This window comes from Brucella tritici (assembly GCF_902825325.1).
Classification (GTDB): domain Bacteria; phylum Pseudomonadota; class Alphaproteobacteria; order Rhizobiales; family Rhizobiaceae; genus Brucella.
Map to the genome: position 1 here is coordinate 207,869 of NZ_CADEAR010000002.1, position 26,818 is coordinate 234,686.

A 26,818-nucleotide genomic window follows, 5' to 3' on the forward strand; every position below is an offset into this window, starting at 1 on the left:
TCTCCTACGGCTTTTTCGAGAGATCGTTCAGTCATCAGATTCATAGCTTTCGACTCCCGTTTTACCAGCGGCGCTCGAAGCGGCGGCGCAGAATGATTGCTGCAATATTCATCACGGCAAGGAACAGAAGCAGGACAATGATAGCGCCTGACGTGCGTTCCACAAAGGCGCGCTCTGCTTCATTTGCCCACATATAGATCTGCACCGGAAGAGCCGTCGACGGGTCCATCGGTGTCGACGGTACGTCGGCAACGAAGGCCACCATGCCAATCAACAGAAGCGGAGCAGTTTCACCAAGCGCATGGGCGAGTCCGATGATCGTGCCGGTCAGGATGCCGGGTGCGGCAAGCGGCAGGACATGGTGAAACACCATCTGCGTTTTCGATGCGCCGAGACCAAGAGCTGCGGCGCGGATGGAAGGCGGCACTGCACGAAGAGCGGCGCGCGTTGCAATGATGATAGTGGGAAGCGTCATCAGCGTCAGCACCAGACCGCCGACCAATGACGCAGAACGCGGCAGGCCGAAGAAGTTGATGAAGACTGCAAGCCCGAGCAGACCGAACACAATGGATGGCACGGCCGCCAGATTATTGATGTTCACCTCAATCATGTCGGTGAACCGGTTCTTCTTGGCGAACTCTTCCAGATAGATCGAAGCGGCGACGCCGATCGGCAGCGACAGGCCGAGAACAATCAGCATCATGTAGAGTGAGCCGACCAGCGCAACACCAAGACCGGATGTTTCCGGGCGGCTGGAAGCGCCGAAGGTGAAGAGACCGGTATTGAAGGCCTCCTTCATGACGCCCTCTTCCGAAAGCGTTTTCATCCAGGCAACCTGACGGTCAGAAACCTTGCGGCTCGTCTCCGGCACGGAAAGGTCGATCTGCCCTTTGAAGGCGGAATCGATGTCGGCGCCCGCCAGAACCGGAACAGTCTGCGTCGTACCGATGAGCGATGGATTGTCCAACACCATCTTGCGCAGCTGAATGCGCACGCCGTCCGAATAGAAGCGGCCAAGATCGCGCATTGCCGAACGGTCTGTCGTGGCAACACCCAGCTTTTCGGCCAGCGCATTGCGCACCAGCAGCGGATAGTTGGCCGTGATTAGCACGTTCGGATCAGTCGCGCGCTTATTGCTTGGGTCGATCACCTTTTCTTCGAGCTTGACCGGCAGATAAAGCGTCGTCTGCCAGAAGGCTGTATAGCCCTTGGAAAAGACCGAAAACAGGAGCGCGCACAGGAAGAATACGCCGATTGCAATCGCGGCAATACCGTAATAGCGGAAGCGACGTTCTGCGGCGTAGCGACGCTTGATCCCGATATCGCGGCGTGTTGGCTGTGCCGTCGTGCCGCTGGCGTTGAAAGTCGTATCGGTCATTATTCGTACTGCTCCCGGTACTTGCGCACAATGTGCAGCGCAAAGATGTTCATGATCAGCGTCAGGACGAAAAGCGTGATGCCGAGTGCAAAGGCCACCAGCGTCTGCGGCGAGTTGAATTCAAGGTCACCGGTGAGCTGGTTGACGATCTTCACCGTGATGGTGGTCATCGCCTCGAATGGATTGATATTGATGCGTGCCGCAACACCTGCTGCCAGAACCACGATCATGGTTTCGCCGATGGCGCGCGACGCGGTCATCAAAAGCGCCCCGACGATGCCCGGCAGAGCAGCTGGAAGGACCACGCGCTTGATGGTTTCAGAACGGGTTGCTCCAAGACCGAGCGAACCGTCGCGCAAGGTCCGCGGCACGGCAGTGATGATGTCGTCCGAAAGCGAGGACACGAAGGGGATGAGCATCACGCCCATGACAAGACCGGCGGTCAGAACGCTCTGTGCCATGATGAAACCCTGCCCGCCTGCAATGGCAATCGAGAGATCGCGCAAGAAAGGTCCGACAGTCACTAGGGCGAAGAAGCCGTAAACGATGCTGGGAATACCTGCCAGAAGCTCAAGGACCGGTTTTACAACCGTGCGCACTCGGGGCGAAGCATATTCAGCCATATAGATGGCCGAGAACAGCCCCACCGGAACGGCGAACAGCATGGCCACAAGCGCGATATAGAGCGTACCCGCCAGAAGCGGGATGAGACCGAACTGGCCTGTTTCACCACCCGAGCCGGCTGCGGCAAAGCGCGGGTCCCAGACAGTGCCGAAGAAGAAATCCCATGGCGAAACGGACTGGAAGAAGCTGATGGTCTGGAACAACATCGAACAGATGATGCCGACCGTTGTCAGAATGGCTATACCGGATGCGGCGATCAGCCCCCAGAGAACGATACGCTCGACATTGTTGCGCGCGCGCATACGGCGGCTGATCGTGGAAAGGCCGAAGATCAGGCCAGCGACGGCGATCACCAGAGAAACGGCGGAACCGATGGTATGCGTCAGCGCGGTTGCCTTTTTCAGGTAGAGCGCGATCGGCACCATGTAATCCTGGCCTTCGGTCGCGAGCGCTACGCCCTTGGAAGCCAGAAGCGTGCGAGCATCCTGATAATTCGATGGAAAGCTTTCCAGTTCGGCAGGCGTCAGCCGGTCAAGACCGTTGGCCAGACCACGCACCATGCCAAGCTGCAGGCTGCGATTGGTGAAAGAACCGTCCTCAATGGCGTCCGGCAGACGCGCGGTCGCACTGTGATCGAGATAAACCGACGTTCCAACGGCCCAAACAGCGAGGAACAGAACTGCAGGCAACGCAGAAACGAGGAAAACCCACCAGCCATGATAATGCGGGCGGGAATGCATTTTCTCGGTCCGCGAGGCTTGCGCGGAAGCAGACTGGATCTTGTCCAGTGCAACGGCACGCTGCCGGCCTATGAAGAATCCAATCAGCCCGATTGCAACGATACTGACGAGAACCAGAAAGAAGGACATTCAATTTCCCCGGTTGCCCTGATGATTTGGACCAGCAGGTGCAGCTTCCACCCTTATGCCGTTCCACGCGAATGCGCCTGTCTTAGTGCAAAGGCGCGAAAGGAGAAGAACGCGGAGATTTGTCATCCCCGCGTTCCACAGATCAAAACTTACTTCGCGGCCATCGTCTTGCCTTCGGAGAAGGCAGCACGCTGCGCTTCACGTTCTGCATCCGGAGCCGGAACCAGACCGTATTCGGCAAGCGGGCCGTCAGGACCGATCATCTGGTCGTTCAGGAAGAACTCAACATATTCCTTGAGACCGGGGATAACGCCGAGGTGAGCCTTCTTCACGTAGAAGAACAGCGGGCGCGACACCGGATACTCGCCCGAGGCGACGGTTGCAGCCGAAGGAGTGATGTCGTTGACGGTGGCGACCTTCAGCTTGTCGGCATTGTTTTCGAAGAAGTAGAGGCCGAAAATGCCAACGCCGGTCTTGTTGGAGTCGATGCGGGCCAGAGTTTCGGCATAGTCGCCGTCGATGTCGACAGCCTTGCCGTCCTTGCGCACTGCGATACAGGCGGAAGCGGCAGCTTTGTCATCGAGACCGGCCTTTTTGATTTCATCCAGAGCGCCGGAGTGCTTGCAGCCGTCGGCAAGAACCTTTTCTTCGAAAACTTCACGGGTACCGTGCTTTTCGCCCGGAATATACGCAGCGATGTCCCAATCTGGAAGGTTCGGATTGACCTGGTTCCACTTGGTGTTTGGATTGTCGACAAGTTTGCCGTCTACGACCAGCTTGGCGGCCAGAGCCTTGTAGACATCTTCCGGCTTCAGCTTCCAATCCGGACCCTTTGCGTCGGTTGCGAAAACGATGCCGTCATAGCCGAAACGAACTTCCTGAACGTCCTTGACGCCAGCGTCGATGCACGATTTCAGTTCCGATTCCTTCATGGCGCGCGATGCATTGGCGATGTCGATGGTGTTTTCGCCGACGCCCTTGCAGAATTCCTTGATGCCTGCGCCCGAGCCGCCCGATTCAACAACCGGCGTCTTGAAATTCGGAAAGGTTTCACCGAAGGTCTCGGCAACGATTTTTGCATAAGGCAGAACGGTCGAGGAACCGGCAACCTGAATCTGATCGCGCGCCTGAGCGGCGGAAACCGACATAACGGCAGCGATGGCAAGCGCTGCGGTCGAGGAAATCATCTTGTTCATGAGCTGCGGCTCCTGTTGTAAAAGACATATGACGATGTGGCGTCGTTAGCCCTCTACGCGCTCTATATTACATTCATATGACACTATTGTTACAGGTTTGTATCAGAGCCGCTTGCCATTGATTTTGTGGGGTTTTGCCGCGCCTTGAACCGGCAAATATTTTGGGCTCTAAAAATGTGGCAAACGAGCACCAAGAGCTTTGATGCCGGAAACATCGACATTGGCGAAGGCAAAGCGCAGGAAGGCTTCCTGTCCTTCACCGAAGAACCGGCCTGGCAAAGTGATGATGCCGAGCGACTTCGCAAGGCGCTCGGCAATCTCAACCGATGAGACATCCGAATAAGGATGACGCACAAAAGCGAAATAGGCTCCGACCGCCTCCACATGCCAGCCTTCGATATTGGCCATGACTGACCGCAATGCAGAGGCGCGCCTTGCAATCTCGCCGCGATTATCGTCACGCCAGCCGGTCAAAGGTTCGATAGCGCGTGCGACAGCAATCTGCGGCGCACGGCTTGCGCATATCTGCAGATTGTCCATGACTTTTGCGACGTTCTCGACCATCGCCTGGCCCGCAACAATTGCACCAAGCCGGTGTCCCGGAATGCAGAACGATTTTGAAAAGCTGTAAAGCTGGATCAGATGCGACGGCCAATCCGTCTCGTCAAACAGCCGGTGCGGCGGTTCGTTGGCATCGGCCAGAAAATCTCGATAGGTCTCATCCAGAATGAGCCATGTCCCATTGTCGCGGCACAAAGCATAGATTTCCGACAACAGCCCCGCCGGATAAATCGCCCCGGTTGGGTTGTTCGGGGAAACAAGTGCCAGCGCCGTGATACCCGGACGAAGCGCAGCGCGAACGCCCTCCACGCTAGGGATGAAACCATTCCGGGCATTGCAGGGCACTGAGCCAGAAGCGATACCGAGCATGTCCAGCGATGAACGATGATTGAAATAGAACGGATCGGTGGTCAGCACCGTATCGCCACTTTGCGCCACACACATGATGGCGGCGATGAAGGCCTGATTACAACCGGATGTGATATGGACGTTGGCGGCATCGATCTGCGCGCGATAAAGCTGACCGACATGCGCCGCATAAGCCCCGCGCAAAACCTTTTCACCCTCAATCGGACCGTAACCGGCGGAAGCCAGCGATCCCGCCGCCTCACCCAGAAAGCGCAGCATATCGGGATGCGGAGGGTAACCGGGAACTGCCTGCGAGAGGTCAATAAGCGCGCCATGCGACCCGTCATAGTCCCGCGCCCAGGCCTGAACCGCCGGGATGGGCGGTGCGGAAAGGAGATTGATCAGTGGATTGACGGCAGGCAAGGACATTGGCGACTCCCCATTTTAGAGCGGTTCCAGTTAAAGTGGAATCGTGGAGCCGCTCTATCTCTTTGTTTTTACGCATTATCCTACGCAAAACCGCTTCGCACTTTTGCTGGAAATGCTCTAATCAGCCACTCTTACCGTGATCGCTGGCATGGTTGAAGCTGTTATTCGCTCGGACGCGAAAGCACGTAAGCTGCGGAACCGAGCATGAAGATCGTTACTGACGTTGCCAGCAGCCAGTTAGGTTTCGCCCCCCACCAGAATAAGCCATAGCCGACCGTCATGCCGATACAGGCATAAAGCTTCGCGCGCGGCGGGATGGCTCCGCGCTCGCGCCATTTGATGACAAGTGGACCGAAACGCTGATTGGCAAGCAAACGCGCTTCGAGCTTTGGCGATGACCGTGCAAAGAACCACGCGGCAAAAATGATGAAGATCGTAGTCGGCATGACCGGCAGGAAAGCACCAATAATGCCAAGTCCAAGCATGAGAAAGCCGAGGCAAAGATAGAATATCCGCTTACTCGCTGAAATTGCTGGCGACACGGCCTCGGTTCTGTCTTTGTCTGGGTGGTCCTGCATGGTTTTCCATCGTCTGATCCGGATGCTTATAGCAGGATTCTAGCGTCCTCGTGCAGGCTCTTGCCGGTCAAAGAAACGTCATCCCACGACCTTTCCGCCCCTGTGGATAACTTTTTGAGGTCGGTAAGGAATTGTGAAACACAGTCATAAATTGCAATTTTGCCCCCGAAACGCCTTATTTCATCAACTTTGCAGCTGAAGCTGAAAACTTGCCTTACAAATAAAAATTGTAAACCGGGCTCGTCCCATCGGGAACCGGGCAAGCAGATTTTCTTGCAATCGGCACGCGAAAACAAGGCATAGCAAAGGCCTGCCGCAGATTCCTAACGAATCGTAAACAGCTTTACAGAAACAACGCCAAATCTTTCCTATTATTCCTTGGTTATGTTTATGCCTTTAAGTAAACAACGTTCAGTATAGGATGATTTTCCCGACACGATATAGATTCAGTTATCGTACAATGTTCTCATTCGAACCACGTCAGCGCCACATTTAGATTCCAGTTCGCAATTGTCTTTCTCAGCAACAACTGTGAGACATCCCGTTAACAACTAGTGGATCTGGCATGACTTTCAAGACCCGTATGGCTATGCTTGCCGTTGCGGCAACCGGTCTTCTCGCGGCCACCGCAATCGAGGCTTCAGCACAGCAATGCGGCGGTGCCTCCTGGTACGCCCTCACTTCCCGCACGGCTTCGGGTGAACGTATGAACCCATCCGGTCTGACCGCAGCGCACCGCACCCTGCCGCTTGGCAGCAAGGTCAAGGTTACCAATCAACGAAACGGCAAGTCGCTCGTCGTTCGCATCAATGATCGCGGCCCATTCATCAAGGGACGCGTTTTGGACCTGTCAAAGGGTGCCGCAGGTCGGCTCGGTTTCATCGGCGCAGGACACACCAAGGTCTGCTTTACGCCGCTTTGATTTCGGCGAAGCTTCGCTCGACGGCTGGATTTATTTTCGATCCAGCCGGTGGGTGAACCAGCGGGTCAGCTTGATCCAGACCTCATCCTTTTCGGCAGCATCCTCGATCCCATGTTCAAGATTGGGATTGTCGTTGACCTCAATCACCACCACGCCGTCGTCCGTTTCCTTGAGATCGACGCCATAAAGTCCGTCACCGATGCAGCGTGCCGCGCGCAGCCCGGTTTCCAGAACCGACGGCGGCGCATCGCCCAGCGCATAGGAACGAAACCCGCCTTCCAGGGGCTTGCCGCCCGTATCGTGCTTGACGATCTGCCAGTGATTTTTTGCCATCATATACTGGCAGATGAAAAGTGGCTTGCCGTCGAGAACGCCGACGCGCCAGTCGAACTTCGTCGGCATGTATTTCTGCGCCAGCAGGAGATCGCTGTCCTCCAGCCATAAAGTGGCGAGCGCTTTCAATTCGGCAAAATCCTTCACCTTCTTCACACCGCGCGAAAATGACGAATCCGGTATCTTGATCACCATCGGAAAGTTGAGCACATCGGCAGCGCGCTCCAGATCCTCCTCGCCTGCAATCATCACCGTCGGCGGAACCGCCACGTCGTTCGCCTGCATCAGTTCGTGCAGATAGACCTTGTTCGTGCAGCGGATCATGGAAATCGGATCATCGATCACCGGCATGTTTTCCTGCTGCGCCCGCCGGGCAAACCGGTAAGTATGATTGGAGATCGACGTCGTCTCGCGGATGAATAGTGCGTCAAAATTGGCAAGCCGCGGCAGATCGCGCTTGCCGATAGGCTCGACTTCCACCCCGAGCCGGGCCGCTATCCTCGCCCAGTGCTTCAGCGTCGAGACGGTAGACGGCGGCATAGCCTCCTTCGGATCGCACAGAGTTGCGAAGGAGTAGCGGGCTGGAACCTTTGGGCGTGCTGCGCGCCACTCACGCTGGGTATAGCGATCAAGTGCGTCCTCGAAGCGTTCCTTCTGCGTTTTGGTAAACTTGGTGATATTCGCAAAGCCGATCTTCTGGATCCGCGCCCATTCACCGGATTTGACCGTGACTTCCAGCGACGGCGCGCGAAACCAGTCGAAGAGCAACCGTCCAAACCGCTCAAACTCGGGATTATCGGCAAGGCCAAAATGCACATGGATCGTTTCCGGTGCTTTTTCCGGATGCTTGCCGAGCGCCTTGTTCAGCATGTCTTCCAGCTCGGGAATGGCGTTTTCATAAAGTCGCCGTTCCGACAGGTCGATCATCGTTTCCACGGAGGGGATGATGCGATGCCCCCGCGCTTCAGCCAGAAGCGAAGCGTAATATCCACGGCTTTGATATGCGTAGGAGCGCGACAAGTTGATGATGCGCGGGCGCAACTGTCCGTTGAAGAGCGCGGGATGCGCGAGATAGTCGCGCGTGGTCATGACCTTGTGTGGCGTCGCCCCGTTATCGATATCCGAGAGGCGCCCTACCAGAATGACGCAGATCGTCATCAGTCCGTCCTTTTTTCCAGAATAACGGCTGCCCTGAGCCCATCACTGCCGAACCGTGCGATGCGGTCGAAAATATGGAAGGGAACAGGGACGTTTGCAGCATCGGCGATGGTTTCGCCAAGCTCTTCCTCCACCCAGGGGTCGTGAATGAGAATGTGCCGCCCGTCTTCACCATGGGCCAGCACCCAGTGCGGCACTTTCTTGCCGAACATATGATAACCGCTGACCAAGACGATCACAGCCGCCCCACGGCGCAAGGCAGCCAGAATGTCGTGCAGGGTGAAACCACGATAGTCCACCGGAATGGCATAGGCTTCCGTGCGCTGGCGAAAATCGGTTTGCGCCAGTTGCATTACCTTGCGCTTTTCTTCCGAGCGCACCGATTGCAGGAAAAGCATGTCCTCAATGGATACGATGATCGACGCTTTCAGACCGCGCTCATGCGCAGCGACCGCAAGTCCGAAAGGCTCGCAGCCGCCCGGCCCCGACATCATATAGATCGTCGTCGCATCGCGCCAAAGGCGGACTTCCAGCACGGGATCGAGCCGCGTCTCCCAATTGTGTCGGGCAAGCACCATCATCAGGCAAGCCGCACCGCAGGTAAAATCGGTCGTCTGCTCGTAGTAAGGGAAAGCTGTGACCGGTGAAATCTCCCCGCGAACCGTCTTTTCGAAACGTAGCGCATCCGAATGATCAGCATAATAGTCGAGATAGCGTCCGATGGGGCGATAACCGTGCCGCTTGTAGAGTGCGATGGCGCGTTCGTTGTCCTCGCGCACCTCCAGCCGCAGCAACGGACGGTCGTGGTCGTAAGCTGCCGTTTCCGCCGCCTGCAACAGGAGAGAGCCGATGCCTTTGACCTTGGCCTCCGGGTCGACAGCAATCGAGTAAAGCCGTGCAAGTGCAGTGCCATGACGAAACAGGATCATCGCATAGCCGATGACGGTCCCTTCCATTGTTGCAACGATGGTTTCTGCGGTCGGTCGCGCGATGAGGGCGCGAAATGAACGGCGGGAAATTCGGTCTGTCTCGAAACAGCGCTCTTCGATGCGCATGAGCGCATCTATGTCGTCTGCCGTGGCCTTGCGCGTCGTTGCGCCTGTCATCTTTTGGCCTTTGCAAATGGATCGTTATGATCCGGTCGAACAACAACAATTGGCTTATTCGAGGCAAAAGACAAGCGCCCGGACCGTGGCAAAATTATGAGTGATTTTCACCGCCCGATCCGCTTCGAAAAGCTTACAAATTCAATCACTAATTGCATTTTTTAAGAATACCCTCATTAACCATTAATTAAGAAGTCGAGCGACCCCGAGGCGAACTGAATTGACTCCGGAGTATTTCAGCCATTAACGTTTCGTTAATAAATGAGTAACTGGCGAAAACCAAAGGGCGTTGAGTATGTTTTGCGTTGTTCGCTCGACCACAAAGATTATGGCAGCCGCCGGTTTCGCCGCTTCGCTGCTGATGGCAAGCTTTGGTGCACAAGCCGCCTCCGGCGACTTCATGCAGACCGGCAAGTTGACCTCGCAGCCGATCGGACATTATGAATTCTGCAAGCGCGAAGCCAAGGAATGCGGCATCACCAGCCGTGACACCCGCGCACTGCAGCTCAACCATTCGAATTGGCAGCGCATCGTCGAGATCAATCTTGCGGTCAATGAAAGCATCAAGCCGATGACCGACATGGAAATCTACGGCGTTGAGGAATACTGGGCTTACCCGACAACCGTTGGTGACTGCGAAGATTACGTATTGCTGAAGCAGCGTGAATTGCAGAAGGCGGGCATCCCGATTACCGATCTTCTGATCACTGTCGTTCGCAAGCCGGACGGCGAAGGCCATGCGGTCCTCACCGTTCGCACGGATCGTGGCGACTTCGTTCTCGACAATCTGACCGACGAAGTCATGCGCTGGAACGAGACGGATTATACCTATCTGAAACGTCAGGCCGCCAGTGATACCGGTCGCTGGGTCACGATCGAAGGCCCGGACAATCTTCTCGTCGGCGCAGTGCACTGATATCGAAACGTCCCGATTGATTTTGAAGATGGTCCCGGAATGTGTTATTCATTCCGGGTCTAAAAAGGAGAGGTCGGTGCGGTTAGCCCGACCCCCGTTGCAAAGCGGGTCCTGGCCTTCGCAATTGCTTTCTTTTCGGTATATGCGTCGAGTCCCTTGACCTTCCACTCCGATGCAATGGTGCATTGGAGAACAAAGGTCTTGGTCATGAAACAGCAAATCTCCGTCATTACACTTGGTATCGCCGATCTTGAGCGCTCGCGTCGCTTCTACGCCGAGGGTTTCGGCTGGGTGCCCGTTTTTGAAAATGAAGAAATCATCTTCTACCAGATGAACGGTTTCATTCTCGGAACCTTTCTGAAAGCCTCCCTCGAAGTCGATATGAATCGCGGCGGTCTTCTACAGCCCGGCGCATTTTCCCTAGCGCACAATGTGGAACAGAAAGTTGATGTTGCGCCACTCATGGACCGGCTGGTTGCAGCCGGTGGCAAACTGTTGCGGTCTGCTGATGCACCAGTCCACGGAGGCTTTCGCGGCTATGTCGCCGATCCCGACGATCATGCCTGGGAAATTGCCTGGAACCCGGCCTGGGCCATCGACGAGAATGGCTTGGTAACATTCGGAATATGAACCCGATGAGATGACCACAGGGCGCGTTTCGCGCCCTGTGGTTTATAAAGATGCGACTATTGGGGACCGCATGACAAAAATCTACTTCATCTCCCATCCGGAAGTCGTGATCGATCCAGCAAAACCTGTTCCGTCGTGGAACCTGTCAGAGCGTGGCATTGAACGGATGCGTTTCTTTGCTAGCCAGCCGGAACTGCAATCCATCACGACGATCTGGTCCAGCACGGAAACAAAGGCAATGGAAGCTGCTGAAATTCTGGCTGGTGTTCTGGGAATTGTTCCCTCAACAGATCGCCGTTTTAATGAGATCGACCGAAACGCCACCGGCTTTCTGCCCGCCGAACAACACGAGATTGTCACCAATCGATTCTTTTCAGCACCCGAAACAAGCATTTGCGGGTGGGAGCGGGCCGTTGACGTACAGCAGCGCATTGTGGAAGGCTACGAAGCAGTGAAGCGGCTTGGAACTTCTGGCGATATCGCCATCGTCGGCCATGGTGGCGCAGCTACGCTGCTTCTCTGCTTCTTGGCCGGACTTCCGATCAGCCGCCAGTATGATCAGCCCTATCAGGGGCATTACTGGTGCTACTCAAGCGACGCCGATGCTGTCCTCTATCACTGGAAGCCGATAGCACCGCGTTAATGGCTTGCGCGGTAGCTTATGCTGCGGAAACCAGCCTTTCTGCGCCCATGCGATAGGATATGGCGCTGGCCAGATGTATGCGACCGACCTTGTCGCTGGCGTCCAGATCGGCAAGCGTGCGGGCGACCTTCAGAATGCGATGATAGGCGCGGGCGGAAAAACGCATCTGCTCGCTTGCGTCGCGCAAAAGCTTGAGACCGGCTGCATCCGGCTGGGCGACTTCCTCTATCAGCTTCGCCGAACAATAAGCGTTGGTCATGGACGGTTCCAGACCACGCGCGGAATAGCGCGCGGTTTGGATTGCGCGGGCACGGGCGACGCGTTGCGCGACCGTCTCGCTCGATTCCGATCGGGATGGCTTGATGAGATCGAAGGCGGAGACAGCAGGCATGTCCACACGCAAATCGATACGGTCGAGAAGTGGGCCTGAAATGCGCGCCTGATAGTCGGACTGACAACGCGGCCCGCGTGCGCAGACATGGCCGGGTTCACCCGCCATGCCGCAACGGCAAGGATTCATGGCAGCAATCAACTGAAAGCGCGCCGGATAGCTGGTTCGGTGATTGACGCGCGCAATGAGACATTCGCCGGTTTCGAGCGGCTGGCGCAGAGAATCCAGTACCTGTGGTGAGAATTCCGGAAACTCGTCCAGAAACAGTACGCCGTTATGCGCAAGCGATACCTCGCCGGGCTTTGCACGCAGCCCGCCGCCAACCATTGCCGCCATTGAGGCTGAATGATGCGGCGCCCGGAACGGACGGCGATCTGACAGTTTTCCACCCGAAAGCTCACCCGCAATCGAGGCAATCATCGATACGTCCAGTAACTCGCGCGGAGAAAGGCGAGGCAGAATGGACGGCAATCGCTGAGCAAGCATGGATTTGCCTGATCCCGGCGGTCCGACGAGCAGCAGATTGTGATTGCCTGCAGCGGCGATCTCAAGCGCACGCTTGGCGGTTTCCTGTCCCTTTATGTCGGCAAGATCGAGTTCCGTTTCACCAGAAATCCGCATAGATGGTTCCGGCCGGGTCAGAACCTGTGTGCCGCGAAAATGATTGGCAAGGGCGATCAGACTGCGCGGAGCAAGGATATCGATGTCGGCACCCGCCCAGGCTGCCTCCGGCCCACAAGCATAAGGGCAGATGAGCCCCTTCTCGTCCCGGTTCGCACCGATTGCAGCAGGCAGGACGCCTGCCACTGGTGTTATCGAACCATCGAGCGATAGTTCACCCAGAACGAGATAGGACTGGATCGCATCCGCTGGAATGGCGCCGATTGCCGCCATAAGCCCGACAGCAATGGGCAAATCATAATGCGACCCTTCTTTCGGCAGATCGGCAGGTGCCAGATTGACTGTCACCCGTTTGGTTGGCATGGAAAGGCCAGAGGCGTGCAACGCCGCCTGCACCCGCTCCCGGCTTTCTGCCACGGCCTTGTCCGGCAAGCCGACAATGGACATGCCCATCTTGCCCGGTGCAACCATCACCTGCACGTCGACAGGCACAGCTTCTATGCCTTGAAAAGCAACTGTTCCAACCCGCGCGACCATGTGCCCCCGCTCGCCACGCAATACATCTCTTAAGTGAGTAAAAACTCAAATACAACTTAGAGAGTTAAGCACGGACGAGCGGCAAGTTCAAGAACGTTAAGAGAACAAATTTGGGTCGGCTCCTACCGCCTGGCTTCGACCGCATCCCAGAACAGGGCCGCAATGTTGGTCCCGTCGAAACGCTGGATTTCGCGGATACCAGTTGGAGAGGTAACGTTGATTTCGGTCATGTAATCGCCGATCACATCGATGCCAACCAGGATGAAGCCACGCTCCCTCAACGATGGTCCAATGCGTTCGCAAATCTCGCGTTCCCGCGGCGTCAGCTTGCTCTGTTCCGCACGCCCACCAACATGCATGTTGGAACGGGCATCGGTTTCCGACGGCACACGATTAATCGCGCCGACGGGTTCGCCGTCGATCAGAATGATGCGCTTGTCACCAGCGCGCACGTCTTTCAGATAGCGCTGCGCGATGAACGGCTCCGTGAAGAGCTGGCCGAACATTTCCAGAAGCGAGGTCAGGTTGCGGTCACCATCGGCCAGATGGAAGACGCCCGCACCGCCATTGCCGTAAAGCGGCTTCAAAATAATGTCGCCGAACTCGCGACGGAAATCCATGACTTCCTGCGGGTCCTTGGTGATGAGTGTTTCCGGCATCAGGTCAGGAAACTCTGTCACGAAGATTTTTTCGGGACTATTGCGCACCCAGGCCGGATCATTGACCACCAGTGTCTTCGGGTGAATCCGCTCCAGAAGATGGGTTGTGGTAATGTAGTTCATGTCGAAGGGCGGGTCCTGACGCAGAAGCACCACATCCATTTCCGAAAGGTCACGGCGGGTCGGCTCGCCCAGCGAATAGTGATCGCCCTTGACGTCGCGCACTTCCATTTTTTCCAAGCGGGCGGAAACGACGCCGTCACGCATCGAAAGCCGGTCCGGCGTATAATGGTAAAGCTCATGACCGCGCTTCTGCGCCTCGAGCGAAAGGGCGAATGTGGTATCGCCTGCAATGTTCACCGTGCTGATATGGTCCATCTGGACCGCGACTTTGAGAGCCATGATTTCCTCGCGATTCGAAGTTGCGGGAAATCTAAAACGGAATGATCAGGCAACATAGCCCTTTCTCTCAATCCGGCTCGGTACGCTATTCCAATGTGCAAAGTTAAACTGGATCGGCTTTCATCGGTTGTCTATGCTGGTTGTAATCGGTTCGGCCGTTTCGGGAGGGAAAAAGTGACCGTCGTTAAAACCACTTTGTTTGCTGATCATATAGCGCAACTGGGCGAGGGCCCCGGCTACGATCCTCTGAGCGGAAATGTCTGGTGGTTCGATATTCTCGGCCAAAAACTGATCGAGAAAAACTGGGAAAACGGCGAGATACATGTTCATGCACTCGGCATGAAGGCCAGCGCCCTGGCCGTTATCGATCGTGATCGGCAGTTGATCGTCAGCGAACATGGGCTGTTCATTCGCGAGCGGGCAAATGGGCGATTGACCCTTCATCATCCGCTTGAAGCCGAGAATGAAGTCACCCGTTCCAATGATGCGCGCGTGCATCCTTCGGGATCGTTCTGGATCGGCACGATGGGCAAAAAAGCCGAAACCGATGCAGGTTCGATCTGGTGGTATCGCGAAGGCCAGGTGAAAAAGCTTTTCTCCGGCATTACGATCACCAATTCGATCTGCTTTTCTCCCGACGGAAAAATCGCCTATTTCGCCGATACGGATCGCAATATCATCTGGCGGGTCGACACTGATCCAGAAACCGGATTGCCGATATCCGACAAAAGCGTATTCCATCACCGCGTCGAAGATGGCGGTGTCGATGGCTCGGTTGTCGATGCGGAAGGTACGCTGTGGAATGCCTGCTGGGGGGGCAGCTCGATCAATGCCTATTCCCCGCAAGGCCGCCTGATCCGCTCGATTTCGCTGCCGGTCCGCCAGCCATCATGTCCCGCTTTCGTCGGGCCGGATGCAACCGTGATGATCGTGACCAGCGCCTATGAGGGCCTAGACGAAGAGGCCCGTCGTTCTGATGCTCACGCTGGAAAGGTGCTGCTGCTCGATTTGACGCTTGCCGGACGGCATGATCCACCCGTTCGGCTTTAGGGTAAAATTTTAAAAGGGCCCTTGTGGGCCCTTTGATTTTAGATACCTTCAACGATGACTATTTCACCATCCGCAACCGTCTGGCGGATTGCCTTCGCGGCCTGATATTCGGGTGAATTGTAGCAATCGAGCGCGTGCTGCATGGTTTCGAACTCAATGATTACGTTGCGGGCACGACCCTGTCCCTCGACTGCGTCTGTCTTACCGCCACGCGCAATGAAATTTGCACCATAACGCTCGAACGCCGGTTTTGCGGTCGAAACATAATCCTTGTATCGCTCGGGATCACGAACATCCACGCGGGCAATCCAGTAGGCTTTGGTCATGCTGTTTCCTCCACTAGCTATTTGATAGAACGGAACGCATTTCATCGAGAATGGCAAGGGCTGCTGCCTTACGATCAACTGCGCCGACAATCGGGCGGGCGACGACCAGATGGCTGGCTCCGGCCTCCAAGGCATCCGCAGGGGTCATGACCCGTTTCTGGTCGCCCTTTTCCGAACCGGCGGGGCGAATGCCTGGTGTGACAATGGCCATATCCGGACCCACTGCCTGACGGATGGCTGCCGCTTCGACGGCGGAAGCCACAATGCCGCCCATGCCGGCCTCGCGCGCCTGCCGGGCGCGTTTCAGCACCAGCGTTTCCGCATCGTCGGAATAACCGGCTTCCTGCAGGTCGGCATTGTCCATTGAGGTCAGAACCGTTACGCCCAGAAGGCAGAGGTCCGATCCTCTGGCAGCTTCCACCGCTGCCCGCATCGCTTTCGGATAAGCATGCAGGGTGAGCATGGACACACCCATCTTCGCGACATTCTCGACACCCTTTGCGATGGTGTTGTCGATATCGAGCAACTTCATGTCGAGGAAGACTTTCTTCTTCGCCGCCACGAGGCTTTTTGCGAAGTCGAGTCCACCTGCAAAAACCAGCTGATAGCCGATCTTGTAGAAGGAAACGGCATCGCCCAGCTCTTCGACCACCTTTTCCGCTTCGGCAATGGTCGGCACGTCGAGGCCCACGATCAAGCGCCCAGATGCTTTCCCGGGCGCTTGATCGCGCAAATCTGTCGTCGTCATGAGAGTCTCCGTGGTGATTTTTACTCTCTTCGCATAACGGAACCCGTTGCGAAAGAGACGGAATCAGCTTTTTGCTTCTTCCACCCGCGCGATGAGGCTGCGGCAGACGGCGGAGAGCATTCTGGCGCTGCGTTCTTCTTTCAGCGTTCCATCATCATTGAACGCTACCGATGCATGACCGACCGAGCATTGCTCGGTCACGATCTGCACGCCGACATTCATCAGCACAGCACGCAAATGATAAAGTCCGCGCATACCGGCGAACATGCCGTCGGAGCTGGAACAGAGGCCGACAGTCAGACCGGCATAGGGTCTGAACGGCTTGTCCCCATCCTTTGATATGCGACTGACCCAATCGATGGTGTTTTTCAGAAGCGGCGGGATCGATGCATTATATTCCGGCGAGCAGATCATCAGGCCATCCTGTTCGGCGAACAGGCGACCAAGCTTCATAGCGTTTTCCGGAACGCCATGCTCGTTTTCCAGATTCTGGTCCATGATCGGCAAAGGATAGTCGGCAAGCGTGATGCGCGTGACATCGGCCCCCTGCGCCCGCAACTCCTTTTCCGCGGCATCCGCCATGTGGCCGGAAAAAGCACCGATACGAACCGAACCCGCGAAGACGAGAATACGTGCAGTCATGAAAAGCCTCGCTCGAAACTAGTGGATTGAATTTGACGTTTGAATCCCGACTGAATGAGATGCTGTTTCAAACGTCAAATTCGAAAAATCCACTAGATACATAAAATTACTAGTGGTCTTTGCGATTCCGACATTTGCTCGGCGCCTGTATCAGAGGGACGCAAATGTCGGAATCAGACCACTAGACCAAAGGGCTGCGATAAACCCAAAGCTGCGCTGGCGGCACATTGCGCACCACGAAATCATAGTGCTGAACCGTATAGTTGCCGCGGCCAGCGGGAACCGGTGGCAAGGGACCATAGGTGATCTGCATCAAAGGCCGTCCGCGTGGAATGCGGGAAAGCAGGCTTTCCACGAGCTGGATGCGCCCGTCCATCGGGAAATTGAGCATCGGCACGGCAGAGATGATACAATCGAATTTCTGGTCTTTCTTCTCACCCAACGCGCTGTCGAGGTCGAATGCATCGCCCTGAATAATATTGACCTCTGGAAAGATCGTGTTCAGGTGATCCACGAAATCCTGCGAATATTCGATGGAATAGAGGTCGGCAGGTTTTACGCCCTGTTTCAGGATCGCCTTGGTGATGACGCCCGTGCCTGGTCCAAGTTCAAGAACGGGAAGGCCGGAGCCGGTATCGATGACGCTGGCCATACGGCGCGCTGTAATAGAACTCGTCGGCAAAATAGCCCCGACCGCTTTCGGCCCGTCTATCCATCCCTTGAAAAAACGGATCTCCTCATCGAACTTAGCGGCCAGTTTCCTGCCGAGCTGTCCTGCCATTCTCGCTGCTCCCATTGTCGTTATTGGACAAGTTTATGCCGCTTTGAATTCCCTAAGCAAGGCGTGAATAAGGAAAAGAACAAAAAAGGGAGCCTTTCGGCTCCCTTTATTATTCTCCGATACCTTCGAAGAATTCTTTCATCCTTGAGAAGAACCCCGCTGATTTCGGGCTATTCTCCTGCGAGGAAAGTTTTTCGAACTCTTCCAGCAGTTCACGCTGGCGTTTGGACAGGTTCTGCGGTGTCTCAATGTCGATCTGGATATAAAGATCGCCTACCGCAGCCTGACGCAGAACCGGCATGCCCTTGCCCTTGAGGCGGAACTGCTTGCCATTCTGCGTGCCGTCCGGAACCTTGACCCGTGTCTGTGTGCCATCGAGCGTGGAGACTTCGAACTGGCCACCAAGGGCTGCCGTCGTCATCGAGATCGGTACCTTGCAATAAAGGTCGGAGCCGTCGCGCTGGAAGAACTCGTGCGGCTTGACCGAAAGGAAAATGTAGAGGTCGCCTGCCGGGCCGCCGCGCATACCGGCTTCGCCTTCACCGGCGAGACGGATACGGGTGCCATCCTCGATGCCTGCCGGAATATTGACCGACAGCGAACGCTCCTGCGTGACACGGCCCTGACCATGGCACTTGCCGCAAGGGTCCTTGATGATCTGGCCACGACCGTTACAGGTCGGGCAGGTGCGCTCCACCGAGAAAAAGCCCTGGGCAGCGCGAACACGGCCCGAACCCGAACACATGGTACAGGTGGTCGGCTGAGAACCGGCCTTTGCGCCGGAGCCGGAGCATTCGTCGCAGGTGATGGACGTCGGAACGCGGATTTGCGCGGTCTTGCCCGCATAGGCTTCTTCCAGCGTCACTTCCATATTGTAGCGAAGATCGGCGCCGCGTTCGCGTCCGCCACTGGAGCGGCGCCGACCGCCGCCCATCATCTCGCCAAAAATGTCTTCGAAGATATCGGCGAAACCACCGGCACCGCCAAAGCCGTTACCGAAACCGCCACCCATGCCGCCATTTTCAAAGGCTGCGTGGCCGAACCGGTCGTAGGCGGCGCGCTTCTGCGGGTCCTTCAGCGTTTCGTAAGCCTCGCCGATTTCCTTGAACTTGCGCTCAGCTTCCGGATTATCCGGATTGCGATCCGGATGATATTCCATGGCGAGTTTGCGAAAGGCTGTTTTCAGCGTCTTGTCGTCTGCTGTTCTTTCAACACCCAGAGCTTCGTAGTAGTCGATCTTCATCAGTTCGTTATCCCGGCGACAGGAACGCGCCTTTTGCTTTCACGGACATCGTATCCCGAAACCGGTCCCCAGATTCGTGCGACACGCCCCAAAGCGTTCAACACTTGTCAGGGGCCAGCGTTTCCAATTGTTCATCTATCGAAGCGCCTTCCGACCCATGCGTCAGAGCGGCACTCCGGGTTTCAGCATCAATACCCACTTTGCCCGAAACCGTCTCATGCTTTTCAAGATGTATGCAGGCCAGAGCGATTTTTCAAACAGAGGCTGATTTTCTCGGCATTTGCCACCGACACCGGCCAATATGCAGGCTTATACAAAACCTGCGAATATGAACATCTCAAAAATTGGCAAAAGCCCGGGGCAGAGCCCCGGGCTTGAGCGTATTGAGCCTAGAATTACGACTTCTTCTTGTCGTCGTCGATTTCTTCGTAATCGGCGTCGACAACATCGTCGTTCGAAGCAGCAGCCTCTTCGCTAGCACCGGCGGCACCCGTTTCAGCAGCCTGAGCGGCTTCGTACATGGCTTGACCGAGCTTCATGGAAGCTTCGGCGAGCGTCTGCGTCTTGGCCTTGATATCCTCGGCATCATCGCCTTCAAGCGAGGTCTTGAGGCTTGCAAGAGCATCCTCAATGGCCTTCTTGTCATCAGCCGAAACCTTGTCGCCATATTCGCTGAGCGACTTTTCGGTCGAATGAACGAGGCTTTCGCCCTGGTTCTTGGCTTCAACGGCATCGCGACGCTTCTTGTCGGCTTCGGCGTTGGCCTCGGCGTCCTTGACCATTTTTTCGATGTCGGCATCGCTCAGACCACCGGATGCCTGAATGCGGATCTGGTGTTCCTTGCCGGTGCCCTTGTCCTTGGCTGTCACGTTGACGATACCGTTGGCGTCGATGTCGAAAGTCACTTCGATCTGCGGCACGCCACGCGGTGCGGGCGGAATGCCGACGAGGTCGAACTGGCCGAGCATCTTGTTGTCGGCAGCCATTTCACGCTCGCCCTGGAAGACGCGGATCGTCACTGCCGACTGATTGTCTTCGGCGGTGGAGAAGGTCTGCGACTTCTTGGTCGGGATCGTGGTGTTGCGTTCGATCAGACGCGTGAACACGCCGCCCAGCGTTTCGATACCCAGCGAAAGCGGGGTCACGTCGAGCAGCAGAACGTCCTTGACGTCGCCCTGCAGAACGCCTGCCTGAATTGCCGCGCCCATGGCGACGACTTCATCCGGATTGACGCCCTTGTGCGGCTCCTTGCCGAAGAAGGCTTTCACGACTTCCTGAATCTTCGGCATGCGGGTCATGCCGCCGACCAGAATCACTTCGTCGATTTCGCCAGCCTTGAGGCCGGCATCCTTCAGCGCTGCCTTGCAGGGCTCGATGGTGCGCTGGACGAGATCGTCGACCAGGCTTTCGAACTTGGCACGCGATAGCTTGATGGCAAGGTGCTTCGGACCGGTCTGGTCAGCCGTGATGAACGGCAGGTTGACTTCGGTCTGTTGCGAGGACGACAGTTCGATCTTGGCCTTTTCGGCAGCTTCCTTGAGGCGCTGCAGAGCGAGCTTGTCGTTCTTGAGGTCGATGCCGCTTTCCTTCTTGAACTCGGAGACGAGGTATTCGACCAGACGCATGTCAAAGTCTTCACCGCCGAGGAAGGTGTCGCCGTTGGTCGACTTCACCTCAAAGACGCCGTCACCGATTTCGAGAACCGAGACGTCGAAAGTGCCGCCGCCAAGGTCATAAACAGCAATGGTCTTGCCATCGTTCTTGTCCAGACCGTAAGCGAGCGCAGCAGCAGTCGGCTCGTTGATGATACGCAGCACTTCGAGACCGGCGATCTTGCCGGCATCCTTGGTTGCCTGGCGCTGAGCGTCGTTGAAGTAGGCCGGAACGGTGATAACCGCCTGCGTGACTGTTTCGCCGAGGTAAGACTCAGCGGTTTCCTTCATCTTCTGAAGGATCATCGCAGAAACCTGCGACGGGGAATATTTCTTGCCGTGGACTTCAACCCAGGCGTCGCCATTGTCGCCCTTGACAATCTGGTACGGAACCAGGTCCTTGTCCTTGGTAACCATCGGGTCGTCAAAGCGGCGGCCGATCAGGCGCTTAACCGCAAAAATGGTACCTTCCGGATTGGTGACGGCCTGACGCTTTGCAGGCTGACCGATGAGACGTTCGTCACTATCGGAGAACGCAACGATCGAAGGGGTTGTACGCGCACCTTCGGCATTTTCGATGACCTTCGCGCTTTTGCCGTCCATGACGGATACGCAGGAGTTGGTCGTTCCCAGATCGATACCAATAACTTTAGCCATATTTCTCTCCATTCAGCAAACCGCCAAGACCTCTACCGAGCGTTCCGTGGGCGGTTCCTATCGGTTTCACAATGCGCTTTTCACGATGCTTGTCCAAAAACCGGACCGGTTTCCAGACGCACATCAATGCCCTGTGCGAGGCGTATATAAGAAACGCGGTTTTTTACTGCAAGTCACAACAGCCAAGCTGGGGCAGATTCAGCACCCGGAAACACTGACAGGGACCTATCGACGTACGAAATAGGGGCCGCAGCTGCACAAGATAGTGCGCGCGGACCATCATACCATAGCCGAGCCGTCTTTTGCCGCACGGTAGATCGCATCGATGAATTTCTGGTTCGCCTTCGAGTTTTCAAGCGAGAAAAGTCGTGTATCCCTGCTGCCGTGAGTGGCACGCACAAAGCTTTCCGCCTGAAGCTGATAATGATTGGCGTCACCGAACGACCATTCCGTTGCCTTGGTGTGGCCGGCGTCGAAAAGTGAGATGCTGCCATGACCATATTTGCCGGTATTGAATGGCGCGTAGACTTCAATGAAGCCCTTGTCGCCATGGAAAACCATCGTCTGCCGAGCGCCAAGCTGAGTCGCGACATAAAAGGTCAGGTCAAATCCGTCGAAGCGGGCCGAAACATTGGCATAACGGTCGGTACCGAAAGCCGGATCGTATTCCACCGATGCTTGAACCGATACTGGCTCCAGACCGGTCACCATGCGGGTTACCACGGTCGGATAGACGCCAATATCCGGCAGGGCGCCGCCGCCCAGTTCCGGCTGGTTGCGCATATTGCCGGGATCGACATTGAAATAGGAAAAAGCACCCTGCACATGGCGGAGCCTGCCGATAGCGCCTTCGGCCAGAAGTTCCTGCAGCTTGATCCACTGCGGATGGTAATAGACCATGAAGGCTTCAGCGATAGTGACCTTATGCTTGTCACGTGCGGCAATGAGTTGGTCGATATCGTCGGCCTTGAGTGCAATCGGCTTTTCGCACAAGACATGCTTGCCCGCTTCAGCCGCCTTAAGGCTCCATTCTATGTGCTGCGAGGTCGGCAGCGGTATATAGACGCCATCAATGACATCGCTTGCTAGAAGCTCTTCATAGGAGCCGAATGCCAGCGGCGCGCCGAAGCGGTCGGCGACGGAGCGCGCACGCGACAGGTCGCGGCTTGCAATGGCATGAACAACGCCATTTTCGGATGCGCAAAGCGCTGGAATCACCTGCGTGACGCCGATCTTGGCTGTTGAAAGGATACCCCAACGAAACATGCTGTTCCCTCTTTTATTCAAAGCAAAAATCCAGGCTCATTGCGGCGTGTCCCAGTCCTGAACTCGCAGTTCCGGCCAGAATTTGAGCGCGCGGGCTGCATTGATCTCGTGCGTTTCGCGGTTATCGATGGCACGATTGGGACGAATGCGAAATGAAAAAATATCATCGAAGCCGAAAGGAGCGTGAATGAGCAGCCCATCCTCCGTCGCTTCGCCGTCTTTTGCCAGCCGCGCGCCCACGCAATGGGCAATCGTCGAATAACGTTCTATCGATTCGGTCGCAGAGCGAAGCGGCGCATAGGGCTGTCCGAAGCGTTTTTCGAACCACAGATGCACCCGCGCCTGATTGCGAACCTGCACCGGAAGCGGGAAGTCGCGGAAGACGCCAGCCCCGCGGGTGATAACAGCGTCCTCTGCCTCCCAGGAAAGATCGCTGCCGTCGAAATAGATAATATCGAGATCCTTGATCCCGTGCAGGACCGGCCTCCCGGTCAGTCGGTTCCAGATGGTGTTATAGAGCGCGCCTGAGACGAGCCAGAAATCAGACGCTTCCCCGGCCAGTTCATGCAACCGATGCAGCGCATCCGTCAACAGCGGGCTTTCCAGAATCATCTGTGAAAAGATATCCCGCTGCTGTGCGAGCGGCAGACCGGCATGACGCAAATGGTTCGACACTGATTTCATTGACCGCTTCCATGGCGATAAAAGTCGATGAATGCCCGCAACGCCGGGCGCATCTGGCGGCGGCTCGGATAATAGAGATAAAGCCCCGCGAAAGGCTGGCACCAGTCGTCCAGAACCCGAACAAGATGCCTTTCCGCCAAAGCGTCGTGAACATAGGCCTCGAACAGATAAGCAAGTCCGGTGCCGTTCAGAGCTGCTTCCAGAATAACTCTGTCATCGTTGACGATCAAAGGCCCTTCAATTGCAATTTCCTGCACCTCGCCTGCCTTTTCGAATTCCCAGCGATAGGTTTGTCCGCTCGGAAAGCGATGGCGAATACATGCATGCTGCAAAAGATCGCGCGGTTCGACGGGGACCGAACGGTTCTCAAAATAAACAGGTGCCGCAACGATTGCCGCACGCACATTGCCGGTCAACCGCGTTGCAATCATATCCGCTTCGAGGCTCTCACCGAGACGCACGCCTGCGTCGAAGCCGGCCGCTACGATATCGGTGAAGCCATTTTCCACTCGCAGATCGAGTGTAATGTCGGGATAAGCTCTGGCGAATTCGCCCAGACGCGGAGCGATAACAAGCTGCGCCGCCACATAGGGCGCTGTAATGCGCAGCACCCCCGACGGTCGATCCCGCGAATCAACGGCGGCACCCAAGGCCGCATTGATCTCCTCAAGCGCCGGTGCCAGCCTCTCCAGCAATTGCCGCCCGGCTTCCGTCGGGGCGACGCTACGCGTTGTGCGTGCAAGAAGACGCACACCCAGACTGTCCTCCAGTGTTGCCACTGCGTGGCTGACGGCTGAAGGTGCAATTGCCAGTTCCCGCGCAGCGCCACGGAAACTTCCATGCGCTGCAACGGCGGCGAGAACAGCAAGCTGTGACAGTTGGCTTCGATTCATTGTTACAAATTACAGAACAAGCCGTGAAAATAAATCGGTATTATCGAACTTACCGCCCCGTTTTATTGTTTGCGACATGGTCCTCGGTCGGAACGCAGCCACAGACAAGGCGCATCCCGCCGGAATCTCCTCCCGATTTTCCCGCACAATTTTCAGTACTTTCAATCAATCATTCGAAAGGAACTACGATGCAACAGCGCAAACTCGGCCAGCAATTGAGCGTTTCTGCCCTTGGTTTCGGCTGCATGGGAATGACCTATGCTTATGGCGGACAGGATGAACACGATGCGATCCGCACGCTGCATCGCGCCGTCGATCTTGGCGTGACATTTTTCGATACGGCAGAGGTCTATGGTCCGTTTGAGAACGAGAAACTTGTCGGCAGGGCACTCAAGCCATTCCGTGACCAGGTGACCATTGCAACGAAGTTCGGCTTCAAGATCGAAGACGGCCAGATGAAGGGTGTCGATAGCCGCCCTGAACATATTCGCGATGTAGCCGAGGCCTCCCTGAAACGGCTCGGCATCGATGTGATCGATCTGTTCTACCAGCACCGCGTCGATCCATCCGTGCCGATTGAAGATGTGGTCGGAACTTTGAAAGACCTGATCGATGAGGGAAAGATACGCGCCATCGGTCTTTCGGAAGCAGGTAGCACTACCTTGCGCCGTGCGCATGCGGTCCATCCCATCGCCGCGCTGCAAAGCGAATATTCGCTATGGGCACGCGATCCGGAAGACAATGTGCTGCCGGTCTGCCGTGAACTCGGTATCGGTTTCGTACCCTATAGCCCGCTTGGGCGCGGTATGCTGACCGGCACGTTGCGTTCACAGTCCGATCTCGCCGAAGATGACTTCCGCAAGACCCTGCCGCGTTTCCAGCCGGGCAATCTGGAAGCCAACAACCGGCAGGTGGATCGCATCGTCGAGATCGCACAGGAAAAGCATGTCACGCCCGCGCAACTGGCGCTGGCATGGGTGCTGAGCCGGGGCGATTTCATTGTGCCGATCCCCGGCGTCCGCAAGATCCATCATCTGGAAGACAATGTGAAAGCCGTGGACATCGTGTTGACAGAACAAGATCTCCAGCGTCTGGATGAGGTATCCGCACCCGACCTGATCGCAGGCAAGCGTTATAACGAACAGCAACTTGCGCTGACCGGTCTCTGATGAGAGCGCATCCCGAAAAGTGTGAAACGATTTTCGGGCAAGATGCGCGGTAAAAAAGCAGTTAGAGCGCCGATCTGTTTCAATCCGATCGAAACGCGCCCTAACTGTTCCAAATAAAAAGGGAGCCCGTCGGGCTCCCTTTTTATTACATTCTGCGCAAGGCTGGCGGTGCAAGCGTCAGAAGCCCGGCCAGCGTCATGGCAAAGCCGACCCATAGCGGTGCATGCAGGCCATACCCGGCCTCCATTGCCTGTCCGCCAACCCACGGCCCAAGCCCGAGACCGATATTGATGACCGATGCGTGCATCGCGTTCACCAGCGCGCCCGGATGTGCGATCCGCATCACCCGCGCAATAAAGGCCGGATTAAGCGCAATGCCCGTAAGGCCGATCATCACGATGGCAAGGATTGCAGCCGGTTTCAGCTCTGCGAAAAGCGCGAAAATCAGCATGGCCGACAGCATCAACACGAGGCCGATGGCGATAGTCGGGATCGTGTGACGGTCGGCAAAGCGACCCGTGACATAGTTGCCAACGATATTGGCACCGCCATAGAGGGCAAGCAACAATGGCACCTGCATCGCGGAGAAACCGGCAAGCTGCACCGTAATCGGCGACAGATAACTATAGACGGCGAAGGACGAGCCTATGACCAGCGCGCTGGTGGCATAGGCAGCCCAGAGTTTCGGCTTGCGCATCTCCTTCAGTTCAGAGCGCAGATCGGCCTGCGGCGTATCGGGCGACGACTCGACCTTGATTGCGATGACAAGCGCGCAAACCAGAATCAGGACTACAATGGCCCAGAAGCTCGCCCGCCAGCCGAACGCATTGGTGATCGCAGTCGCGATGGGCACGCCGAAGACTGTACAGAGCATGAGGCCGGCAAAGACCAGCGATGAAGCCCGTCCGCGCAGTTCCGGTCCGACGAGCTGTGCCGTGATGGCAAGCATCAGCCCGAAGCTCGTTGCCGCCGCCATGCCGGTCAGAACACGCGCAATCAGCAGAACCTGGAAGCTGCTTGTGGATGCCGCCACGCTTTGCGCCGCCGCATAAAATACAAGCAGAATCAGAAGCCCCCGCTTGTTCTCGATCTTCAAGGCCAGAAACAGGATCGTGACCAGCGGTCCTCCGATCATCATGCCAAGCGCATAGAGCGAAATGAGATTGCCTATATCAGCAATGGAACGGTCAAATGCCACCTGAAGCGACGGCAGCATGCCCGAAATCATGAGTTCGGAAGTCGTGAGCGCGAACACGCCCAAGCTGAGGCAATAGACAACCAGCGGGATCGCTCGCGCCTTTTGCGAAGACGCAGAAACCTCTTCCGCCGCAAGGGCAGATTCGCACGTATCGTTCATGGGACGAATCCTATTTATATAGTGTAAGCTACATAATTAATATCGCCTT

25 protein-coding genes are annotated in these 26,818 nt (G+C 56.3%); 6 read left to right on the forward strand and 19 right to left on the reverse strand.

Annotation, left to right across the window (positions count from 1 at the left end; translation table 11 throughout):
* Positions 1–61: 61 nt before the first annotated feature.
* The 5 genes from pstA to HWX93_RS03200 form a co-directional block, all read right to left on the reverse strand.
* On the reverse strand, positions 62–1,378 hold the full coding sequence (pstA, locus tag HWX93_RS03180; RefSeq protein WP_109987068.1) for a phosphate ABC transporter permease PstA: 1,317 nt from the start codon (positions 1,376–1,378) through the stop codon (positions 62–64).
* Positions 1,378–2,871, reverse strand: coding sequence for a phosphate ABC transporter permease subunit PstC (gene pstC / locus HWX93_RS03185; protein ID WP_176036474.1), 1,494 nt, complete (start codon positions 2,869–2,871; stop codon positions 1,378–1,380). The genes pstA and pstC overlap by 1 nt, the downstream gene beginning before the upstream one ends.
* A 149-nt stretch (positions 2,872–3,020) precedes the next feature.
* Complete coding sequence (locus HWX93_RS03190) at positions 3,021–4,067, reverse strand: PstS family phosphate ABC transporter substrate-binding protein (protein ID WP_176036475.1); 1,047 nt, start codon at positions 4,065–4,067, stop codon at positions 3,021–3,023.
* 168 nt (positions 4,068–4,235) lie between these two features.
* Positions 4,236–5,399, reverse strand: a complete 1,164-nt coding sequence (locus HWX93_RS03195) for an aminotransferase (protein ID WP_176036625.1) — start codon at positions 5,397–5,399, stop codon at positions 4,236–4,238.
* A 167-nt stretch (positions 5,400–5,566) separates the two neighbouring features.
* Positions 5,567–5,983, reverse strand: coding sequence for a YbaN family protein (locus HWX93_RS03200; protein ID WP_176036476.1), 417 nt, complete (start codon positions 5,981–5,983; stop codon positions 5,567–5,569).
* A 565-nt stretch (positions 5,984–6,548) separates the two neighbouring features.
* Between HWX93_RS03200 and HWX93_RS03205 the strand changes: the two genes are divergently transcribed.
* Positions 6,549–6,905, forward strand: a complete 357-nt coding sequence (locus HWX93_RS03205) for a septal ring lytic transglycosylase RlpA family protein (RefSeq protein ID WP_006468123.1) — start codon at positions 6,549–6,551, stop codon at positions 6,903–6,905.
* Between the two features lie 30 nt (positions 6,906–6,935).
* Here HWX93_RS03205 and HWX93_RS03210 read toward each other — a convergent pair whose 3' ends face one another.
* Positions 6,936–8,396: a RimK family protein gene (locus HWX93_RS03210; protein WP_176036477.1), complete on the reverse strand. Its 1,461-nt coding sequence runs from the start codon at positions 8,394–8,396 to the stop codon at positions 6,936–6,938.
* Entirely contained in the window at positions 8,396–9,502 is a 1,107-nt protein-coding gene (locus HWX93_RS03215) for a peptidase C39 family protein (protein ID WP_176036478.1), read from the reverse strand. The genes HWX93_RS03210 and HWX93_RS03215 overlap by 1 nt, the downstream gene beginning before the upstream one ends.
* A 295-nt stretch (positions 9,503–9,797) precedes the next feature.
* Here HWX93_RS03215 and HWX93_RS03220 point away from each other — a divergent pair, with 295 nt between their 5' ends.
* From HWX93_RS03220 to HWX93_RS03230, 3 genes are all read left to right on the forward strand, one after another.
* On the forward strand, positions 9,798–10,418 hold the full coding sequence (locus HWX93_RS03220) for a transglutaminase-like cysteine peptidase (protein ID WP_109987061.1): 621 nt from the start codon (positions 9,798–9,800) through the stop codon (positions 10,416–10,418).
* A 207-nt stretch (positions 10,419–10,625) separates the two neighbouring features.
* Positions 10,626–11,048 carry a VOC family protein gene (locus HWX93_RS03225; RefSeq protein ID WP_176036479.1) on the forward strand — a complete coding sequence of 141 codons (423 nt, stop codon included), beginning with the start codon at positions 10,626–10,628 and terminating at the stop codon, positions 11,046–11,048.
* Positions 11,049–11,118: 70 nt separating this feature from the next.
* Positions 11,119–11,691 (forward strand): histidine phosphatase family protein, encoded by a 573-nt coding sequence (locus HWX93_RS03230; RefSeq protein ID WP_176036480.1) that lies wholly within the window; start codon positions 11,119–11,121, stop codon positions 11,689–11,691.
* Between the two features lie 16 nt (positions 11,692–11,707).
* On the opposite strand, the gene HWX93_RS03235 is transcribed toward HWX93_RS03230, so the two are convergent.
* Positions 11,708–13,240, reverse strand: a complete 1,533-nt coding sequence (locus HWX93_RS03235; protein WP_176036481.1) for a YifB family Mg chelatase-like AAA ATPase — start codon at positions 13,238–13,240, stop codon at positions 11,708–11,710.
* Between the two features lie 122 nt (positions 13,241–13,362).
* On the reverse strand, positions 13,363–14,301 hold the full coding sequence (gene gshB, locus HWX93_RS03240) for a glutathione synthase (protein WP_109987057.1): 939 nt from the start codon (positions 14,299–14,301) through the stop codon (positions 13,363–13,365).
* A 174-nt stretch (positions 14,302–14,475) separates the two neighbouring features.
* Between gshB and HWX93_RS03245 the strand changes: the two genes are divergently transcribed.
* Positions 14,476–15,351 carry an SMP-30/gluconolactonase/LRE family protein gene (locus tag HWX93_RS03245; RefSeq protein WP_176036482.1) on the forward strand — a complete coding sequence of 292 codons (876 nt, stop codon included), beginning with the start codon at positions 14,476–14,478 and terminating at the stop codon, positions 15,349–15,351.
* Positions 15,352–15,389: 38 nt separating this feature from the next.
* Here HWX93_RS03245 and HWX93_RS03250 read toward each other — a convergent pair whose 3' ends face one another.
* The 9 genes from HWX93_RS03250 to HWX93_RS03290 all read right to left on the reverse strand — a co-directional run bounded on the left by HWX93_RS03250 (position 15,390) and on the right by HWX93_RS03290 (position 24,243).
* Positions 15,390–15,677, reverse strand: a complete 288-nt coding sequence (locus tag HWX93_RS03250; protein ID WP_109987055.1) for a DUF1330 domain-containing protein — start codon at positions 15,675–15,677, stop codon at positions 15,390–15,392.
* Between the two features lie 13 nt (positions 15,678–15,690).
* Positions 15,691–16,425, reverse strand: a complete 735-nt coding sequence (gene pyrF, locus HWX93_RS03255; RefSeq protein WP_176036483.1) for an orotidine-5'-phosphate decarboxylase — start codon at positions 16,423–16,425, stop codon at positions 15,691–15,693.
* Between the two features lie 63 nt (positions 16,426–16,488).
* Complete coding sequence (locus HWX93_RS03260) at positions 16,489–17,067, reverse strand: NADPH-dependent FMN reductase (protein WP_176036484.1); 579 nt, start codon at positions 17,065–17,067, stop codon at positions 16,489–16,491.
* Positions 17,068–17,248: 181 nt separating this feature from the next.
* Positions 17,249–17,848 (reverse strand): phospholipid N-methyltransferase PmtA, encoded by a 600-nt coding sequence (gene pmtA / locus HWX93_RS03265; protein ID WP_176036485.1) that lies wholly within the window; start codon positions 17,846–17,848, stop codon positions 17,249–17,251.
* A 109-nt stretch (positions 17,849–17,957) separates the two neighbouring features.
* A complete protein-coding gene (dnaJ, locus tag HWX93_RS03270) occupies positions 17,958–19,091 on the reverse strand; it encodes a molecular chaperone DnaJ (RefSeq protein WP_176036486.1) in 1,134 nt (377 codons plus the stop codon).
* Positions 19,092–19,486: 395 nt separating this feature from the next.
* Positions 19,487–21,400: a molecular chaperone DnaK gene (gene dnaK / locus HWX93_RS03275; protein WP_109987050.1), complete on the reverse strand. Its 1,914-nt coding sequence runs from the start codon at positions 21,398–21,400 to the stop codon at positions 19,487–19,489.
* Between the two features lie 279 nt (positions 21,401–21,679).
* Entirely contained in the window at positions 21,680–22,666 is a 987-nt protein-coding gene (locus tag HWX93_RS03280) for a Gfo/Idh/MocA family protein (protein WP_176036487.1), read from the reverse strand.
* 36 nt (positions 22,667–22,702) lie between these two features.
* Positions 22,703–23,350 (reverse strand): nucleotidyltransferase family protein, encoded by a 648-nt coding sequence (locus tag HWX93_RS03285; protein ID WP_176036488.1) that lies wholly within the window; start codon positions 23,348–23,350, stop codon positions 22,703–22,705.
* On the reverse strand, positions 23,347–24,243 hold the full coding sequence (locus tag HWX93_RS03290) for a LysR family transcriptional regulator (protein WP_176036489.1): 897 nt from the start codon (positions 24,241–24,243) through the stop codon (positions 23,347–23,349). The genes HWX93_RS03285 and HWX93_RS03290 overlap by 4 nt, the downstream gene beginning before the upstream one ends.
* 188 nt (positions 24,244–24,431) lie before the next feature.
* Here HWX93_RS03290 and HWX93_RS03295 point away from each other — a divergent pair, with 188 nt between their 5' ends.
* Positions 24,432–25,412 (forward strand): aldo/keto reductase, encoded by a 981-nt coding sequence (locus HWX93_RS03295; protein ID WP_176036490.1) that lies wholly within the window; start codon positions 24,432–24,434, stop codon positions 25,410–25,412.
* 145 nt (positions 25,413–25,557) lie between these two features.
* On the opposite strand, the gene HWX93_RS03300 is transcribed toward HWX93_RS03295, so the two are convergent.
* A complete protein-coding gene (locus HWX93_RS03300) occupies positions 25,558–26,769 on the reverse strand; it encodes an MFS transporter (RefSeq protein WP_176036491.1) in 1,212 nt (403 codons plus the stop codon).
* Positions 26,770–26,818 lie beyond the last annotated feature (49 nt).

Bases quoted from the DNA above. Each gene is read 5' to 3' on its own strand.
- pstA (WP_109987068.1), bottom strand. From the start codon at position 1,378: ATGACCGATACGACTTTCAACGCCAGCGGCACGACGGCACAGCCAACA.
- pstC (WP_176036474.1), bottom strand. From the start codon at position 2,871: ATGTCCTTCTTTCTGGTTCTCGTCAGTATCGTTGCAATCGGGCTGATT.
- HWX93_RS03190 (WP_176036475.1), bottom strand. From the start codon at position 4,067: ATGAACAAGATGATTTCCTCGACCGCAGCGCTTGCCATCGCTGCCGTT.
- HWX93_RS03200 (WP_176036476.1), bottom strand. From the start codon at position 5,983: ATGCAGGACCACCCAGACAAAGACAGAACCGAGGCCGTGTCGCCAGCA.
- HWX93_RS03205 (WP_006468123.1), top strand. From the start codon at position 6,549: ATGACTTTCAAGACCCGTATGGCTATGCTTGCCGTTGCGGCAACCGGT.
- HWX93_RS03210 (WP_176036477.1), bottom strand. From the start codon at position 8,396: ATGACGATCTGCGTCATTCTGGTAGGGCGCCTCTCGGATATCGATAAC.
- HWX93_RS03215 (WP_176036478.1), bottom strand. From the start codon at position 9,502: ATGACAGGCGCAACGACGCGCAAGGCCACGGCAGACGACATAGATGCG.
- HWX93_RS03220 (WP_109987061.1), top strand. From the start codon at position 9,798: ATGTTTTGCGTTGTTCGCTCGACCACAAAGATTATGGCAGCCGCCGGT.
- HWX93_RS03225 (WP_176036479.1), top strand. From the start codon at position 10,626: ATGAAACAGCAAATCTCCGTCATTACACTTGGTATCGCCGATCTTGAG.
- HWX93_RS03230 (WP_176036480.1), top strand. From the start codon at position 11,119: ATGACAAAAATCTACTTCATCTCCCATCCGGAAGTCGTGATCGATCCA.
- HWX93_RS03235 (WP_176036481.1), bottom strand. From the start codon at position 13,240: ATGGTCGCGCGGGTTGGAACAGTTGCTTTTCAAGGCATAGAAGCTGTG.
- gshB (WP_109987057.1), bottom strand. From the start codon at position 14,301: ATGGCTCTCAAAGTCGCGGTCCAGATGGACCATATCAGCACGGTGAAC.
- HWX93_RS03250 (WP_109987055.1), bottom strand. From the start codon at position 15,677: ATGACCAAAGCCTACTGGATTGCCCGCGTGGATGTTCGTGATCCCGAG.
- pyrF (WP_176036483.1), bottom strand. From the start codon at position 16,425: ATGACGACGACAGATTTGCGCGATCAAGCGCCCGGGAAAGCATCTGGG.
- HWX93_RS03260 (WP_176036484.1), bottom strand. From the start codon at position 17,067: ATGACTGCACGTATTCTCGTCTTCGCGGGTTCGGTTCGTATCGGTGCT.
- pmtA (WP_176036485.1), bottom strand. From the start codon at position 17,848: ATGGCAGGACAGCTCGGCAGGAAACTGGCCGCTAAGTTCGATGAGGAG.
- dnaJ (WP_176036486.1), bottom strand. From the start codon at position 19,091: ATGAAGATCGACTACTACGAAGCTCTGGGTGTTGAAAGAACAGCAGAC.
- dnaK (WP_109987050.1), bottom strand. From the start codon at position 21,400: ATGGCTAAAGTTATTGGTATCGATCTGGGAACGACCAACTCCTGCGTA.
- HWX93_RS03280 (WP_176036487.1), bottom strand. From the start codon at position 22,666: ATGTTTCGTTGGGGTATCCTTTCAACAGCCAAGATCGGCGTCACGCAG.
- HWX93_RS03285 (WP_176036488.1), bottom strand. From the start codon at position 23,350: ATGAAATCAGTGTCGAACCATTTGCGTCATGCCGGTCTGCCGCTCGCA.
- HWX93_RS03290 (WP_176036489.1), bottom strand. From the start codon at position 24,243: ATGAATCGAAGCCAACTGTCACAGCTTGCTGTTCTCGCCGCCGTTGCA.
- HWX93_RS03295 (WP_176036490.1), top strand. From the start codon at position 24,432: ATGCAACAGCGCAAACTCGGCCAGCAATTGAGCGTTTCTGCCCTTGGT.
- HWX93_RS03300 (WP_176036491.1), bottom strand. From the start codon at position 26,769: ATGAACGATACGTGCGAATCTGCCCTTGCGGCGGAAGAGGTTTCTGCG.